15 protein-coding genes are annotated in these 14,249 nt (G+C 73.1%); 8 read left to right on the top strand and 7 right to left on the bottom strand.

Annotated features, from left to right (window positions below):
* The first annotated feature begins 32 nt into the window (after positions 1-32).
* Positions 33-848: a Uma2 family endonuclease gene (locus P696_RS52155; protein ID WP_051467038.1), complete on the top strand. Its 816-nt coding sequence runs from the start codon at positions 33-35 to the stop codon at positions 846-848.
* Positions 849-855: 7 nt separating this feature from the next.
* On the opposite strand, the gene P696_RS0108005 is transcribed toward P696_RS52155, so the two are convergent.
* The 3 genes from P696_RS0108005 to P696_RS44035 all read right to left on the bottom strand — a co-directional run bounded on the left by P696_RS0108005 (position 856) and on the right by P696_RS44035 (position 4,012).
* Positions 856-1,437, bottom strand: coding sequence for a DUF4870 domain-containing protein (locus tag P696_RS0108005; protein WP_026411926.1), 582 nt, complete (start codon positions 1,435-1,437; stop codon positions 856-858).
* A 188-nt stretch (positions 1,438-1,625) separates the two neighbouring features.
* A complete protein-coding gene (locus P696_RS0108000) occupies positions 1,626-3,032 on the bottom strand; it encodes a hypothetical protein (protein WP_026411925.1) in 1,407 nt (468 codons plus the stop codon).
* A 110-nt stretch (positions 3,033-3,142) separates the two neighbouring features.
* Positions 3,143-4,012, bottom strand: coding sequence for a hypothetical protein (locus tag P696_RS44035; RefSeq protein ID WP_051467037.1), 870 nt, complete (start codon positions 4,010-4,012; stop codon positions 3,143-3,145).
* Between the two features lie 269 nt (positions 4,013-4,281).
* Here P696_RS44035 and P696_RS44030 point away from each other — a divergent pair, with 269 nt between their 5' ends.
* Positions 4,282-4,740, top strand: a complete 459-nt coding sequence (locus P696_RS44030) for an antitoxin YezG family protein (protein WP_034483432.1) — start codon at positions 4,282-4,284, stop codon at positions 4,738-4,740.
* Between the two features lie 96 nt (positions 4,741-4,836).
* Entirely contained in the window at positions 4,837-6,039 is a 1,203-nt protein-coding gene (gene hemW / locus P696_RS0107985; protein ID WP_026411924.1) for a radical SAM family heme chaperone HemW, read from the top strand.
* Positions 6,040-6,089: 50 nt separating this feature from the next.
* On the opposite strand, the gene P696_RS44025 is transcribed toward hemW, so the two are convergent.
* Together P696_RS44025 and P696_RS0107975 are read right to left on the bottom strand one after the other, a co-directional pair.
* Positions 6,090-6,557: a DUF4870 domain-containing protein gene (locus P696_RS44025; protein WP_034483429.1), complete on the bottom strand. Its 468-nt coding sequence runs from the start codon at positions 6,555-6,557 to the stop codon at positions 6,090-6,092.
* 369 nt (positions 6,558-6,926) lie between these two features.
* Positions 6,927-7,745 (bottom strand): DUF3097 domain-containing protein, encoded by an 819-nt coding sequence (locus P696_RS0107975; RefSeq protein WP_026411923.1) that lies wholly within the window; start codon positions 7,743-7,745, stop codon positions 6,927-6,929.
* Between the two features lie 140 nt (positions 7,746-7,885).
* Here P696_RS0107975 and hrcA point away from each other — a divergent pair, with 140 nt between their 5' ends.
* The 3 genes from hrcA to P696_RS0107960 all read left to right on the top strand — a co-directional run bounded on the left by hrcA (position 7,886) and on the right by P696_RS0107960 (position 10,844).
* Positions 7,886-8,899 (top strand): heat-inducible transcriptional repressor HrcA, encoded by a 1,014-nt coding sequence (gene hrcA, locus P696_RS0107970; protein WP_026411922.1) that lies wholly within the window; start codon positions 7,886-7,888, stop codon positions 8,897-8,899.
* Positions 8,900-10,036: a molecular chaperone DnaJ gene (gene dnaJ, locus P696_RS0107965; protein WP_026411921.1), complete on the top strand. Its 1,137-nt coding sequence runs from the start codon at positions 8,900-8,902 to the stop codon at positions 10,034-10,036.
* A 76-nt stretch (positions 10,037-10,112) separates the two neighbouring features.
* Positions 10,113-10,844: a 16S rRNA (uracil(1498)-N(3))-methyltransferase gene (locus P696_RS0107960; protein WP_026411920.1), complete on the top strand. Its 732-nt coding sequence runs from the start codon at positions 10,113-10,115 to the stop codon at positions 10,842-10,844.
* Between the two features lie 119 nt (positions 10,845-10,963).
* Here the strand turns inward: P696_RS0107960 and P696_RS52150 are convergent, their stop codons facing one another.
* Both P696_RS52150 and P696_RS0107950 read right to left on the bottom strand, forming a co-directional pair.
* On the bottom strand, positions 10,964-11,647 hold the full coding sequence (locus P696_RS52150) for a hypothetical protein (RefSeq protein ID WP_051467036.1): 684 nt from the start codon (positions 11,645-11,647) through the stop codon (positions 10,964-10,966).
* Entirely contained in the window at positions 11,644-12,231 is a 588-nt protein-coding gene (locus P696_RS0107950) for a SigE family RNA polymerase sigma factor (RefSeq protein ID WP_051467166.1), read from the bottom strand. Before P696_RS0107950 ends, P696_RS52150 begins: the two co-directional genes overlap by 4 nt.
* A 412-nt stretch (positions 12,232-12,643) precedes the next feature.
* Here P696_RS0107950 and P696_RS0107945 point away from each other — a divergent pair, with 412 nt between their 5' ends.
* Positions 12,644-13,000, top strand: a complete 357-nt coding sequence (locus tag P696_RS0107945; protein ID WP_026411918.1) for a histidine triad nucleotide-binding protein — start codon at positions 12,644-12,646, stop codon at positions 12,998-13,000.
* Between the two features lie 185 nt (positions 13,001-13,185).
* Positions 13,186-14,244, top strand: coding sequence for a PhoH family protein (locus tag P696_RS0107940; RefSeq protein ID WP_026411917.1), 1,059 nt, complete (start codon positions 13,186-13,188; stop codon positions 14,242-14,244).
* Positions 14,245-14,249: the final 5 nt, after the last annotated feature.

Below are 14,249 nucleotides of genomic sequence, written 5' to 3'. Positions count from 1 at the left end.
GACGCCACGCCGCGAGGGCAACACTGTCCGTCGTGACACACACCCTCCTGCACCAGGTCCTGGTGTCCGATCTGGTCATTCCGGTCGGCCTCGCCCAGCACGGCGGCCAGGAGACCCTGACCGGTTGCGGCGCCCGCCTGACCGACGACACCTGGCTGCGCTGCGACCTCATGGTCTTCCGCAAGGAGCAGGCCGGGGACGACCGGTGCTTCATCCGGGGCGCGCCGCTGCTGGCCGTCGAGGTCGTCTCCGCCGCGTCCCGGGCGGCCGACCTCGGGCCGAGGCGCGCCCTGCTCGAGCGCGCCGGCGTCGACGCCTACTGGATCGTCGACCTGCGCGGCGACGAGCCCGGTTTCCAGGTCTTCGAGCTGGACGACACGGGCCGGTACGCCGAGCGCGCGCTCGTCACCTGGGGACGCTCCGCCAAGCTGACCGTCCCGTTCGACATCGAGCTGGCCCCCGACCAGATCTTCGACCGGCAGCCCCGCCGCACCGCCCCCCGAAGGAGCCCCGCCGTGCCCGACCCGGCCTCCATGACCGACGACCCCATCGCCCGCCGCGTCGGGCCCGACCTGCCGCACGGCGAGGACCCGATCCTCATCGACGCGTTCGGCCACCGGTGGCCGACCGGCGCGGAGAAGGTCGAGCTGTGGGACGGCTGCCCGGTCTTCTACGGGGAGTGGGACGACCGGGACGTCGAGATCGCCCGGCGCGCCTACCCGGGACGCGTCGTCCGGCTGGACCAGGAGCCCGGTGAGCCCGGGACGATGACCGTCCTGCCCGGGCCCGAGCGGGATCCGGACCCGGACCCGGACACCGGGCCCGGGGACGCGGAGGAGGCGGCCTGAACGGCGGTTACTTGATCAGCGGCCAGGCGATGAACGCCGGCACCCGGCGGAACTCGCCCCGGTTGGCGGCGCGGGCCGCGTAGACCAGGAAGCCCATGATGACGGCCGAGAACAGCACCAGCAGCCACAGGATCGCCGGGAGGGCCAGGGAGACCAGGCCGCCGACGGCCCACACCGCGGCGCCCGCGATGCCCATGTTGAGGCCCTGCGCGGCGTGCCGCCGGACGAACGGGTGCCGGGCCCTGCCGAGGTAGACGACGGCCGGCGCGATCACGGCGACGAGGAACTGTCCGATGTAGGCCATCAGCGCCCACGTCATCTCGTCGTAGCCGATCTCGCCGTAGTGCTCGGGCTCGGGCGCCGCGGCGGGAAGCGCGGCGGGCGGCGCGGCCTGCCAGCCGCCCTGCGGGCCGCCCTGGACGGCTCCGGCGGGCGGCTGCTGCCAGCCCTGTGCGGCGGGCTGTCCCGCCGGGGGTTGCTGCCAGCTCTGCGGGGACGGCTGCTGCCAGTTCCGTCCGCCCTGCTGCCACTGCTGGTTCTGCGGCTGCTGCCAGGCGCCGGGTTGTTGCGGAGGAGGCCCGTAGGCCATGCGGTGCGTCCTCTCCGGGGTGCGGCGAAGGGTGAGCGAGAAGTGTACGACCCTTACGACGCCGCCGAAGGCGCCGAGGTTCCGGGCCTCAGCGTCTCGACCCGGTCACGACCTCGGCGGTTCCGCACGTCCGCGCCCCCGATGACGGGACGCCCCTGGGCAGGCTGCCCAGGGGCGTCCCGGAGGGGTCAGGAGTGCCAGATGACACTCGACGGGGTGGACGGCGACACCGTCACAGAGCCCATCCAGCTGATGCCGGAGTTCTGCTGCGGCAGGTAGTTCTGGTCGAGGAAGAAGCCACGGCGGATCGAGGTCACGGTCGCGGACGCGCCGTTGTCGCCGGCGCCGGTCGGCTGCCGGACGGCCTCGACGGACGCGACGTCGGCGAGCGTCGTCCCGGCGGGGAGTTCGACGGTCGTGGCGGGCGAGCCGTCCCGGCTGATCGACCACGACGGCACGGAGTGGTCCGAGCGGTAGAGGCGGGACGGGTCGCTCTTCAGCCGGACGCCGAGGCTGACGCCCGGCGCCGACCCGGTGCCCGAGGCCGCGCCCGTGGTCTTGGTGAACTCCAGGTACAGGTACGTGCGCAGGTCGCCGACCGCCTGGGTGTCCGGGGACGAAGGCTTCTCGATCTTGCCCTCGCGGTCCATCTCCTGCGCGGTGATCCGGTACGTCCAGGGGTTCTGGTCCATGAGGTACTCGCGGGCGCGGTCGGCCGGACGCGTCGCCCTCGTGTCCAGCAGGAACCGGAGCCTGGCGTCCGAGGTGACCGTGTCGCACATGTTGTTGTTCATCGTGCAGGTCTGCATGACCGGGTGGTCGTCCTCGTAGCGCCCGGTGAACTTCAGGGTCTGGTGCTCGGGGGCCTGGTAGACGGCGGTGCCCGGGACGCGGTTCCCGGCGGCGTCCACCTCGACGCGGTACACCCACTCGATGTCGGTGGTGCGGCCCCAGCGGGCCATCAGCGCGGGCGTGTCGGTGCCGCCGTCCTCGTTGCTCCAGATCACCGAGTACTCGAGGACCTTGTGGCCGGGCGTCGCGGCGGGCAGCGTCTCGTGCCAGGCGATGAGCGGGGCGTCGGTGTAGGCGTTCTGGTACGGGTCGCCGCCGGGCTTCCCGGCCGTGTCGAGCGTGCGGCCCACCACGACGGGCGCGTGCCGCAGGACGAGCTGGTCGTCCTTGGGCTGCCGCACCTTCGGCTTGGACAGCACGACGCGCTTCGCGGCGTCCGCGGAGCCCTTGGCCCAGCGGAAGGTGACCTTGTGCCGTCCGTGGCGGACGCCGCCGAGGCCGAGCGTGCGCGGCGTCGGGTCGGCCGACGGGACGAGCAGGTCGGTGACGTGGCGTCCGTCCACCGAGACCGCGAGCAGCGCGGCCTCCGCGCCCTTGCGCGCCCAGGACACGCCGGGCGCCGCGACGGTGAAGCCGATCACCGCCTCGCCGTCGCGGGCGGCGGTGAACGAGACCGAGCGGGCCGGGCCGGACCGTTCCACGACCAGCCCGGACGCGGCGGACGCGGGGGGAGTGGCGACGAGGGGGACGGCGGCGAGTCCGGCCGCGAGGCCGAGGCTGAGGTGGCGCAGACGAATGTCCATGAGCCCGGAAGCTAGGCGCGGCTGATTGCGGGCCGGTGAAAGGAAGATCCCCGGTGTGTGTCGGCTTTGTGGGGAACTGGCGAACCGGACACCTTTGCCTCACCCTCCGGCTAGCGGAGTCCGCCCCTGAGGACAGTGGGGAAGCTCAGGGACGCGCCGCTGAACGCGAACGACTCCGGCGCGCCGTGCGGACGGCTCAGATAGAGGCCCATCGCGGGCACGAGGACGGACGGCCCGTGCTCGGCGATCTCGTGCCCGAGCTCGCGGAACAGGCCGGTGACGTCGGCGGCGGGCTCGTCGAGCAGGTCGATGCCGTCCAGGCGGGGACGCAGCTCGGGATTGCCGCCCCACCCGGGCGGGCGGGAGAGGGAGACCTGGCCGAGCCGCTCCACGCCGTCCGAGCCGACGTCGGTGGACACCTCGAGCGTGCCGCGGCCGATCCGGATCGCGCGGTGCCCGGCCCAGCCGCACAGGAAACGCTCGCGCGGCGCGGGGCCGCCGCAGCGCTCGGCGACGGCGGCGAGGGTCGTCCAGGCGTCGTCGGCCTCGGTCGAGAACAGCAGGTGGTCGTCCGGGAGCAGGGCGCCGCGGCCGGGCTGGAAGGTGACCACGAACGGCGGGACCTCGCCGGGGAACCGCGCCGGGTCGGGGTCGCGCAGCGTGACCAGGCCCTCCCACTCGAACGGCTCGCGCACCGCGAACCAGGAGATCTCGGTCTCCACGCCGAGTTCGGCGAAGGTCCGGTCGGTGAGCCGCCGGCCGACCGCCTCGCGCTGGCCCTCGGCGACCTCGGCCAGGTGCCGCGACCACCACCGGGGCTCGCGGTCCCCGCTGCGGACGCCGGTCTGCCAGCGCGCGCCGGGCCCGGGCAGCCGCTCGTCGTCGGACCGTCCGCACTCGGAGACGACCGTGTAACCCCAGCCGTCCTCGTCACCGCGCAGCGTCACCCGCGCCGGCACCAGCCCCCGTACCCATCCCACCCGGCGACCCTATCCGCCCCCGGCGGCCGGGAGAGCCCGGCGGTGAAGGGCCCGGGCGGGAGGGCCTTCGCGATGATCAAGGTGGGATGTCCGAGGTGTCCCCGCCGCCGGACGGAGCGGGTTGGACGCGCCACGGCGGGCCGAGCGTGGCCCGCGCCGCGATGTCGGTACCGTCGTCGGGACGGCCCGGCCACCAGTCCCGGGACGCCACGGGGCCGCCGGTTCGCTCCGCCGTTCCCGCAGCTCCCGTAATGTCCGGAGGTTCCACCGTGACCCACGCCGAGCACGTTCTCCGCAGTCCACGCGAGCGGGAGGCGGTGAACGGCGCCGTCCGCGCGCTGCGGTCGGCGGCCCCGGAGGAGTGGGAGCGGCTCGGGCTGGAGTTCCGCGCGACGGTCGGCATCGACAGCGCCACCTTCGAGATCGTCGAGGCCGGCGGGCGGACCCGCACCGCGATGCCGCCGGGCCAGGCCGTCGGCCGGATGGACGAGCTGCGCCGCGCGATGTACCGGCGCGACAAGGGCGCCTGGTTCACCGCGCGGCTGTCGGTCGAGCGGTCCGGACGGTTCAGCGCCGAGTTCGACTACGACGGCGAACCCGACTTCACGCCGCCGCTCGGGCCGTCCGCCTACCGCCAGGATCTTGATCGTTTCCCGCGCGCGGACGAGCACATCCCGGGGTGGCTGCGCGCCAAGCTCCGCTCGGCGGGGCTCTCCTCCGGCCGCTGACGGCCCTCTGAGGGCGCCCCACGCCCCCCGGAGTCGGGCAGGGGTCCGGAGGGGCGGACGGTCAGAGCAGGGGGCCGGGCGGGGCAGACTTGAAGGGTGCCCTCGATCCTTCCCGACGGAGATCCCGTCCCCGCCGACGGGGCGCTGCCCGGCAGCGCCCTCGCGGGGCTGGGTGCGCGCCCGTTCGCCTTCTACGTCCACGTGCCGTTCTGTGTGACCCGCTGCGGCTACTGCGACTTCAACACCTACACGGCCACCGAGCTCGGCCCCGGCGCGAGCCGCGACTCCTACGCGGAGACCGCGGTCGCCGAGGTCCGGATGGCCCGCCGGGTGCTGGGCGAGGTGGACCTGCCGGTCGAGACGGTCTTCGTGGGCGGCGGCACCCCGACCCTGCTCTCCCCGGACGACCTGGGCCGCGTCCTGGACGCGATCGACAAGGAGTTCGGCCTCGCGCCGGGCGCCGAGGTCACGACCGAGGCCAACCCCGAGTCGGTCGACCAGGCGTATCTCGCGCGCCTGCGCGAGGTCGGCTTCACGCGCGTCTCCTACGGCATGCAGAGCGCGCGCGAGCACGTCCTGAAGGTGCTAGACCGCACGCACACGCCCGGCCGCGTCCCGCAGGTGGTCGACTGGACGCGCGCCGCCGGGTTCGAGCACGTCAACCTGGACCTGATCTACGGGACGCCGGGGGAGAGCGACGACGACTGGCGGGCGTCCCTGGAGGCGGCGCTCGCGTGCGAGCCCGATCACGTCTCGGCCTACGCCCTGATCGTCGAGGACGGCACGCGCCTCGCCGCGCAGGTCAGGCGCGGTGAGCTGGCCGCCCCGGACGACGACGCGATGGCCGATCGCTACCTGATGGCCGACGAGATGCTGTCCGCGAACGGCCTGCGCTGGTACGAGATCTCCAACTGGGCCCGCGACGCCGACGCCGCCTGCCGCCACAACCTCCTGTACTGGACGGGCGCGGACTGGTGGGGCGTCGGCCCCGGCGCGCACAGCCACGTGGGCGGGACGCGCTGGTGGAACGTCAAGCACCCGGCCGCCTACGCGTCCCGCCTCGCCGAGGGAATCACCCCCGCGCACGCGCGCGAACTCCTCACCGACGAGGACAGGCACATCGAGCGGATCATGCTGGAGCTGCGGCTCGCGGACGGCTGCCCGGTCGATCTGCTGGACGCGCGGGCCGTCCGGAACCTGGTCGCGGACGGCCTGCTCGAGCCGGTGAGCGACGGCCGCGCGGTTCTCACCCTGCGCGGCCGTCTCCTCGCGGACGCCGTCGTCCGCGACCTCACCTGACCGGACCCGGCCGTCCGGTCAGCGCACCGGCCGTGTCCGGTCCAGCCTGATCAGCGCACCATCGGCCAGGCCAGGAACGCCGGGATCGCGTACCACTCGCCCGCCTCGGCCCGCGAGGTCGCGATGATCACGAACCCGAACTGGGTGAGCCAGAAGACCAGCGTGATCGGGACCGCGAGCACGGCGGCGAGGCCGAGCGTGGCGACCGAAAGCGCCACCGCGCCCACGCCGACGATCAGGCCCGTGAGCTGGACGTTCAGGGCCTGCGCCGCGTGGTAGCGGACGAACGGCGAGCGGTTCCTGAAGACCGTGAGGAACACGAACGGCGCGATCCACGTGGCCAGGACCAGCAGGCCCAGCGTGAACGCGGAGAACACGGCCGCCGCGGACATGCCGATCAGGCCGCTCAGTTCGGCCCAGCCGGCCTTGTCACGTTCCCACGGGGTGACCGGCGGAGGCAGCGGCATCCCCAGCTCGGCCGGGGCCCATTCGGAGACGGGGACGAACGTCGGCGGCATGCAGCCACCGGCCGTCGGCGCGCCCGATCGCGGGTCGCGCGCCGGTGCGTCCGGCGTCGCCTCGGGAGTCATTGCTTCGGGAGGCCTCGCCCAAGGAGGCGTCGGCGCGGCGGGCGTCGCCGTGCCCGGCCGGCGCCCGCGCCGCCGGTGCCCGCGCGGATCGTGGTCACGCGCCTCCCGGGCGCGCGCGGGGTCGGTGAGGATGGGCCCATGGCCCTGCGTGGGTGTTCTGCCGCGGCTGGTCATTTCGGCCCCCCTTTGGCGTGAGAACACGAGCACGTCTCTCGCAACGGGTAACAGGCCGGTCGCTGTCCGATATTCCGCCAGATCAGGGATAGCTGCGGAAAGTAAGGATAAAGTTACTGAGAGTCACGGGACGGTCACGAAGTCGATGAGCTCCTCGACCCGTCCCAGCAGCTCGGGCTCGAGGTCGGCGTAGGTGTTCACCCGGCCGAGGATGCGCCTCCACGCCTCGCCGGTCTCCATCCGCCAGCCCAGCGCGTCCAGGACGCCCTCCTTCCAGGAGACGCCGCGCGGGACGCGGGGCCAGGCGCGGATGCCGACCGCGGACGGCTTGACCGCCTCCCAGATGTCGATGAACGGGTGGCCGGTGATCAGCACGTACGGGGACGTGACCTGCGCGGCGATCCGGCTCTCCTTCGAGCCGTCGACCAGGTGGTCGACCAGGACGCCCAGCCTCCGGCCCTCCTCGGGCCCGAACTCCTCGACGATCGCGGGAAGATCGTCCACGCCCTCCAGGAACTCCACGACGACGCCCTCGACCCGCAGGTCGTGGCCCCAGATCTTCTCGACCAGCTCGGCGTCGTGGGCGCCCTCGACGTAGATCCGCGACTCCTTGGCGACCTGCGCCCGCACCCCCGGCACCGCCACCGACCCGGACGCCGAGCGCAGCGGCCCGGACGGCGCGGACGGCCCCGGCCGGACGAGCGTCACCGGCTTCCCGTCGATCAGGAAGCCCGCCTTGGCCAGCGGGAAGATCCTTCGCCTGCCGTGCCGGTCCTCCAGCGTCACGCCGAACTTGTCGCAGCCGACGACCGCGCCGCAGAACCCGCTGGCCGGGTCCTCGGCCACCAGGCCGGTTTCGGCCGGGACATCCGGGATCGTGCCCTTCAGGGGCCGCCGCCAGTCGCCCGCCAGAACGTCGTCACCGTAGTCCTTGCTCCGCACGGGGCACGACAATAACGACTCGCCAGGACGGCTCACAGGCCGAACCATGCTTCGGGCGGATCCGGGATGTCCCCCCAGGGCCGTACACTTGGCACTCGGAAGTATGGAGTGCCAGTAACGGGGGCAGGGGAGGTGACGACGTGCTCGACGACCGGAAACTCGCGGTCCTGCGCGCCATAGTCGAGGACTATGTCTCCACCAACGAGCCGGTCGGCTCCAAGGCCTTGGTGGACCGGCACAACCTCGGTGTGTCGCCCGCGACCATACGCAACGACATGGCCGTCCTGGAGGAACAGGGCTACATCCAGCAGCCGCACACGAGCGCCGGGCGCATCCCCACCGACAAAGGGTACCGGCTGTTCGTCGACCGGCTGTCCACGATCAAGCCCCTCTCCAAGGCGGAGAAGCGGGCCATCGAGACGTTCCTGACCGGCGCCTACGACCTGGACGACGTGGTCGGCCGCACCGTCCGGCTGCTCGCCCAGCTCACCCGGCAGGTCGCCGTGGTCCAGTACCCGTCGCTGACCCGCTCCTACGTCCGGCACGTGGAGCTCGTCCCGGTCGCGACCGGGCGGGTGCTGCTCGTCCTGATCACCGACACCGGACGGGTCGAGCAGCGGGTGATCGAGACCTTCCACGAGCTGTCGGAGGAGTCGGTCGCGCACCTGCGGGCGCTGCTGAACACGTGCCTGTCCGGCCTGGCCTTCGGCGACGTCCCGGGCGCGGTCTCCGATCTGCCCGAGAAGGTCTCTCCGGAGGAGCGTCCCGCCGCCGCGGCGGTGCTGTCGGTCCTCCTGGAGACCCTGGTCGAGAAGCACGAGGAGAAGGTCGTCTTCGCCGGCGCCGCCAACCTCGCGTCCGTCGACTTCTCACGCACCTTCCGGGACGTCCTGGAGGCGCTGGAGGAGCAGGTCGTGCTGATGCGGCTGCTCGGGGAGTCCGCCGACTCCTCTACTGTTACGGTTCGGATCGGCATGGAGAACCCCGACGAGGGGCTCCGTTCGACCTCCGTGGTCGCCGCCGGATACGGCGTCGGCGACCTCACTCTGGCCCGCCTCGGTGTACTCGGGCCTACACGGATGGACTACCCCGGCACGATGGGAGCGGTACGGGCAGTGGCACGCTACGTCGGACAGATCCTGGCGGGGTCGTAGGTGGCCAACGACTACTACGCGACCCTCGGCGTCCGCCGCGACGCCGGTCCGGACGAGATCAAGAAGGCGTACCGGAGGCTCGCGCGCGAGCTGCACCCCGACGTCAACCCCGATCCGGAGACGCAGGAGAAGTTCAAGGAGATCACCCAGGCCTACGAGGTGCTCTCCGACCCCAAGAAGCGCGAGATGTACGACCTCGGGGCGGACCCGTTCGCCCCGGGCGGCGGCGCGGGCGCGGGGGCCGGTGGCTTCGGCGCGGGCTTCCCGTTCAGCGACATCATGGACGCCTTCTTCGGCACCGCGTCCGCGCGCGGCCCCCGTTCGCGGGCCCGGCGCGGCCGCAACGCCACGCTCCGGGTCGAGCTCGACCTGAACGAGACGGCGTTCGGCACCACGCGCGAGCTGTCCATCGACACCGCCGTGGTCTGCGACACCTGCCACGGCGAGGGCTCCGCGCCCGGCTCCCACCCCGAGACCTGCGACATGTGCCAGGGGCGGGGCGAGGTGCAGCAGGTGCAGCGGTCCTTCCTCGGCCAGGTCATGACGTCCCGGCCGTGCCCGCAGTGCGGCGGCTTCGGCTCGGTGATCCGCAACCCCTGCCCGGAGTGCTCCGGCGACGGCCGGGTCCGCACCCGGCGCACCGTCAAGGTCAAGATCCCGGCGGGCGTGGAGAACGGCATCCACATCCAGCTCGCGGGCGAGGGCGAGGTCGGCCCCGGCGGCGGCCCGCCCGGCGACCTGTTCCTGGAGATCGTCGAGAAGCCGCACCCGATCTTCGAGCGCGAGGGCGACGACCTGCACTGCACGGTCGGCATCCCGATGACCGCCGCCGCGCTCGGCACCAGCGTCACGATCGAGACGCTGGACGGCGCGGAGGAGATCGACATCAAGCCGGGCACGCAGTCCGGCGAGGTGATCCGGCTGTTCGGCCGCGGCGTCCGCCACCTGAACGAGTCCGGCCGCGGCGACCTGCACATCCACGTCAACGTCGAGACCCCGACGAAGCTGGACGAGGAGCAGGAGGCCCTGCTGCGCAAGCTCTCCCAGCTGCGCGACGAGGAGCGCCCGCCCGGCAAGTTCGCGCCGGGGCAGCGCGGCGTCTTCTCCCGCCTGCGGGACGTCTTCAACCAGCACTGATGAGGGTCATGCGAACGGCGCGGACGGCGGCCTCCGGGCGGCCGTCCGCCCCTTGCGCGAGCGCGGGGGGCGGCCGGTGAGCGCGCCGGTGTTCCTCGCCGAGCCGGGCCGCCTCACGGGCGAGCGCGTCCTGCTGGACGGCCCCGAGGGGCGGCACGCGGCGGCCGTCCGGCGGCTGCGGGCGGGCGAGCGCGTCGACCTCACCGACGGCGCGGGCCTGGTCGCCGAGTGCGTCGTGGCCGCCGCCGACAAGGCGTCCCTCACCCTGGACGTGGTGTCCCGGCGGCGGGTGCCCGCGCCGAGCCCGCGCCTGGTGGTCGTCCAGGCGCTGCCGAAGGGCGACCGGGGCGAGCTGGCCGTCGAGACCATGACCGAGGTCGGCGTGGACGAGATCGTCCCGTGGGCCGCCGCGCGCTGCATCACGCAGTGGCGGCCCGAGCGCCGCGAGAAGTCCCTCGGCCGCTGGCGCGCCACCGCGCGGGAGGCCGCCAAGCAGGCCCGCCGCGCCCACTTCCCGGTCGTGTCGGAGCTGGCGTCCACGGCCGACGTGGAGAAGCGCGTCGCCGCCGCGTCCGCGGCCGTCCTGCTGCACGAGGAGGCCGCCGAGCCGCTCACCGCGCTCGCGCCCCCGGCGGGCGGCGAGATCGTCATCGTGGTCGGCCCCGAGGGCGGCCTCAGCGAGGACGAGGTCGAACGCCTCGGAGCGGCCGGGGGCCGCCCGACGCTGCTCGGCCCGACCGTCCTGCGCACGTCCACGGCGGGCGTCGCCGCCGCCGCCGTCCTGCTGGCCGCCACCGGCCGCTGGTAGCCGCCGGGTCGCCCGCGTCGGCCGCCGGTGTCGCGCTCAGCCCTTCGTTCTCACGTCTCAGCCGCCGGTGTCCGCCCGTGAGCCACTCGTGTCCGTTCCTGAGCCACTCGTGTTCGCGCTCAGCCGCCGGTGGCGGCGGGGGCCTCACTGACGTTCGTCTCGGGTGAGGTCGTGGGCGCCGGGGGAGCGGTGTCGGTCGGGTTGGCCGTCGGCGTGCTCGGTGGCGTGGGCGTGGGCGAGCCGCTCGGCGTCGGGGTGCGCGTCGGGCAGGTGGGCACCGCGGACTTCCCGAACTCCGAGTTCCGGGCCGTCGCGCGGGAGGACGCGCCCGAACGAGGCGTCCCCGCGGTCGGCGGGCAGGTCGGCGACACCGTGGACGACACCGGCCCCTCGGAGGAGGGCGGACGCGTCGTCCCGGACGGGTCGTGCCCCGGCGTGGTCGGGCCCTGCGACGGCGTGGAGGAGTCGATCGAGCCCGCGCCCGTGCCGCCCTGGGTGCCGTGGTGGCCCTTGGAGAACGGGTTGTCGTTGCCCATGGGCGACTGGATCAGGTCGAACGTCTGGGGCGCCGAGACCCCGAGGCCCGCGATGGCCACGGCCGCGCCCACCGCCAGGACCGGACGCGTCCAGTTGGCGGTGAACCAGTCCCAGCCGGCCCGGCCGGGAAACCGGCGCCGCTCCCGCTCGGCGACGAGGGCGCGGATGCGCTCCAGCCCGTCCGCCGAGGGGGTGACCCGCTCCGCCTCCGCGTGCAGGGCACGGCGCAGGAGCTCGCCGTGCTCGTCGTGGGGGCCCGTGGTCATGAGAACTGCTCCAGAACGTTGCGCATCGCGGACATCCCGCGCGCCGTGTGACTCTTCACGGCACCCTTCGAGATGCCCATCGTCGCGGCGATCTCCGCTTCGGACAAATCGGCGTAGTAGCGCAGCACCAGGGCCTCGCGCTGCCGCGCGGGCAGCCGGTGCAGCGCGTCCACCACCGCCGAGCGCTCCAGCTCGCCGATGGCCCCGGCCTCCGCGCTGGGTGCGTCGGGCAGCCCCTTGGGGGCGTACTTCTCCACCACCGCGCGGTGCCGCAGCACCGAGCGCGACCGGTTGACCACCGCCTGCCGCAGGTACGACAGCGCCTTGTCCGGGTCGCGGAGCCGGCGCCAGCCGCCGTGCATCGCGACGAACGCGTCCTGGACGACCTCCTCGGCCGTTCCCGCGTCCCGGACGAGCATGGCGGCGAGCCTCACCAGGGAGCGGTAGTTGGCGCTGTAGAGCGCGGTCACCGCCTGGTCGGCGTCCCAGGCGACGGCGACTGCCCCCGCCGTTCCCCTGGCCACGAGGGTCTCGGTCACGTCTGTGGGACGCGCACCCTCGTCGTCCGGTTTACGAAAGGGCATCTTCTGCTGTGCCTCGGTCACTATCCGCCGCCTTTGCCGTCCCCCACCCCCCGTTTCGGGCGGTCGCGGGGGCGGGCCGTGACAGGCGCACCCGACCGGTCCAGGCGTGGCTCGGAGCACCGGGCCGGGGGGAACGCCTGACTTGAAACCCTAATCCAGAGGAACGCCGGAATGCGCCGTTCCACCGAAGGTTCCACCGAGGGTCGATCAAGGACCTTACCCGCTGCGGATGGCGTTGGTCACGGTCTCTGTCGGCACCGCAGGTCGGGGCCGGGAAAGTCGTCCGGCGGCGCGGGTCGGACGCTCCGGATCACGGCTCGCTAGGATGCGGACGCGGTCTCCTGAGACGGGGATCACGCCGTCTCCCGAGACGCGGGACAGACCGCACGCGGCGGACACGGGAAGAGGACGCATGGACGCGAACACGGCCGACTGCCTGTTCTGCAAGATCGTCGCCAAGGAGGTCCCGGCGACGGTCGTCCGGGAGACCGGCACGGCGCTGGCCTTCCGGGACATCAATCCGCAGGCCCCCACGCACGTCCTGGTGATCCCGAAGGAGCACCACCCGACCGCGGCCGAGCTCGCCGCGGCGTCCCCGGCCCTGCTCGCCGACGTGGTCACCCTCGCCGCCGAGGTCGCCGCCGAGGACGGGGTCGACGGGACGGGCTACCGGGTCGTGTTCAACACCGGCCCGCACGCGGGGCAGACCGTCTTCCACGTCCACGCCCACGTGCTCGGGGGCCGCGGATTCGAGTGGCCTCCCGGATAGAGCCGGGGCACCTCCTCGGCGGGCCGACCGGACGCGGGCCCGGACGAAGCCGGACGGTCCGGGATCAAATGGAGAGGCCGCGCCGTGCGCCGGTCGGTACCATGGAGACGTGGCCGCCGCAACGACGGCCGCGTGATATCCGTGGCGACGAGAAGGCAGGTCCGAGAGGCCGCGAGGCCCGGCTGATGGTCGAATCAACACACCGGGGGCGTGAGACCGCCGCGCAGAACGGCGCCCGCTCCCAGATCCGCATCGTGGTGCCGGACGACCACTCCATGGTGAGCCTGCTGGGCTCACGGGACGAGTTGCTCCACGTGATCGAGAGGGCGTTCCGCAGCGACATCCACGTCCGCGGCAACGAGATCACCGTCACCGGCGCCCCCGCCGAGACCGAACTGGTCTCCCGCCTGTTCGCCGAGCTGATCGACCTTCTCAACGGAGGCGCGCAGCTCACCCCCGACGCCGTCGAGCGCAGCCTGGCCATGCTCCGGACGGGCTCGGCCGAGCGTCCCGCCGAGGTCCTGACCCTGGACGTGCTGTCCGGCCGGGGCCGCACGATCCGTCCGAAGACGCTGAACCAGAAGCGCTACGTCGACGCGATCGACAAGCACACGGTCGTCTTCGGCATCGGCCCGGCGGGCACCGGCAAGACCTACCTGGCCATGGCCAAGGCGGTCAGGGCGCTGCAGGACAAGAAGGTCAACCGCATCATCCTCACCCGCCCGGCCGTCGAGGCCGGCGAGCGGCTCGGCTTCCTCCCCGGAACCCTCTACGAGAAGATCGACCCCTACCTGCGTCCGCTGTACGACGCCCTGCACGACATGGTCGACCCCGACTCGATCCCGCGGCTGATGGCGGCGGGCACGATCGAGGTCGCCCCCCTGGCGTACATGCGCGGGCGCACGCTCAACGACTCGTTCATCATCCTGGACGAGGCGCAGAACACCTCCCCCGAGCAGATGAAGATGTTCCTCACCCGCCTCGGGTTCGGGTCGAAGGTCGTGGTGACCGGTGACGTGACCCAGGTGGACCTCCCGAACGGGCAGGAGAGCGGGCTCCGGATCGTCCAGTCGATCCTGGAGGGCATCGACGACATCCACTTCTGCCGGCTGAACAGCCACGACGTCGTCCGGCACAAGCTGGTGACCGACATCGTCGACGCCTACAGCCGGTTCGACGAGTCGCGGGTGGCGGAGCTGAAGCAGGGGGCGCGCGGGGGCGCGCCGCGTAAACGGGGACGGTAGGCGAA

The sequence above is a fragment of the Actinomadura oligospora ATCC 43269 genome, assembly GCF_000518265.1.
Classification (GTDB): Bacteria; Actinomycetota; Actinomycetes; order Streptosporangiales; family Streptosporangiaceae; genus Spirillospora; species Spirillospora oligospora.
Note: the sequence above shows the minus strand (reverse complement) of the source record. Positions and strands in the feature narration are given on the sequence as shown.

What these genes read in the sequence shown, in the direction of transcription:
- P696_RS44025 (WP_034483429.1), bottom strand. Translation starts at nt 6,557, where the DNA reads ATGCCGCCGACGTTCGTCCCCGTCTCCGAATGGGCCCCGGCCGAGCTG.
- P696_RS52150 (WP_051467036.1), bottom strand. Translation starts at nt 11,647, where the DNA reads ATGACCACGGGCCCCCACGACGAGCACGGCGAGCTCCTGCGCCGTGCC.
- P696_RS0108005 (WP_026411926.1), bottom strand. Translation starts at nt 1,437, where the DNA reads ATGGCCTACGGGCCTCCTCCGCAACAACCCGGCGCCTGGCAGCAGCCG.
- P696_RS0107945 (WP_026411918.1), top strand. Translation starts at nt 12,644, where the DNA reads ATGGACGCGAACACGGCCGACTGCCTGTTCTGCAAGATCGTCGCCAAG.
- P696_RS0107950 (WP_051467166.1), bottom strand. Translation starts at nt 12,231, where the DNA reads ATGCCCTTTCGTAAACCGGACGACGAGGGTGCGCGTCCCACAGACGTG.
- P696_RS0108000 (WP_026411925.1), bottom strand. Translation starts at nt 3,032, where the DNA reads ATGGACATTCGTCTGCGCCACCTCAGCCTCGGCCTCGCGGCCGGACTC.
- P696_RS0107940 (WP_026411917.1), top strand. Translation starts at nt 13,186, where the DNA reads ATGGTCGAATCAACACACCGGGGGCGTGAGACCGCCGCGCAGAACGGC.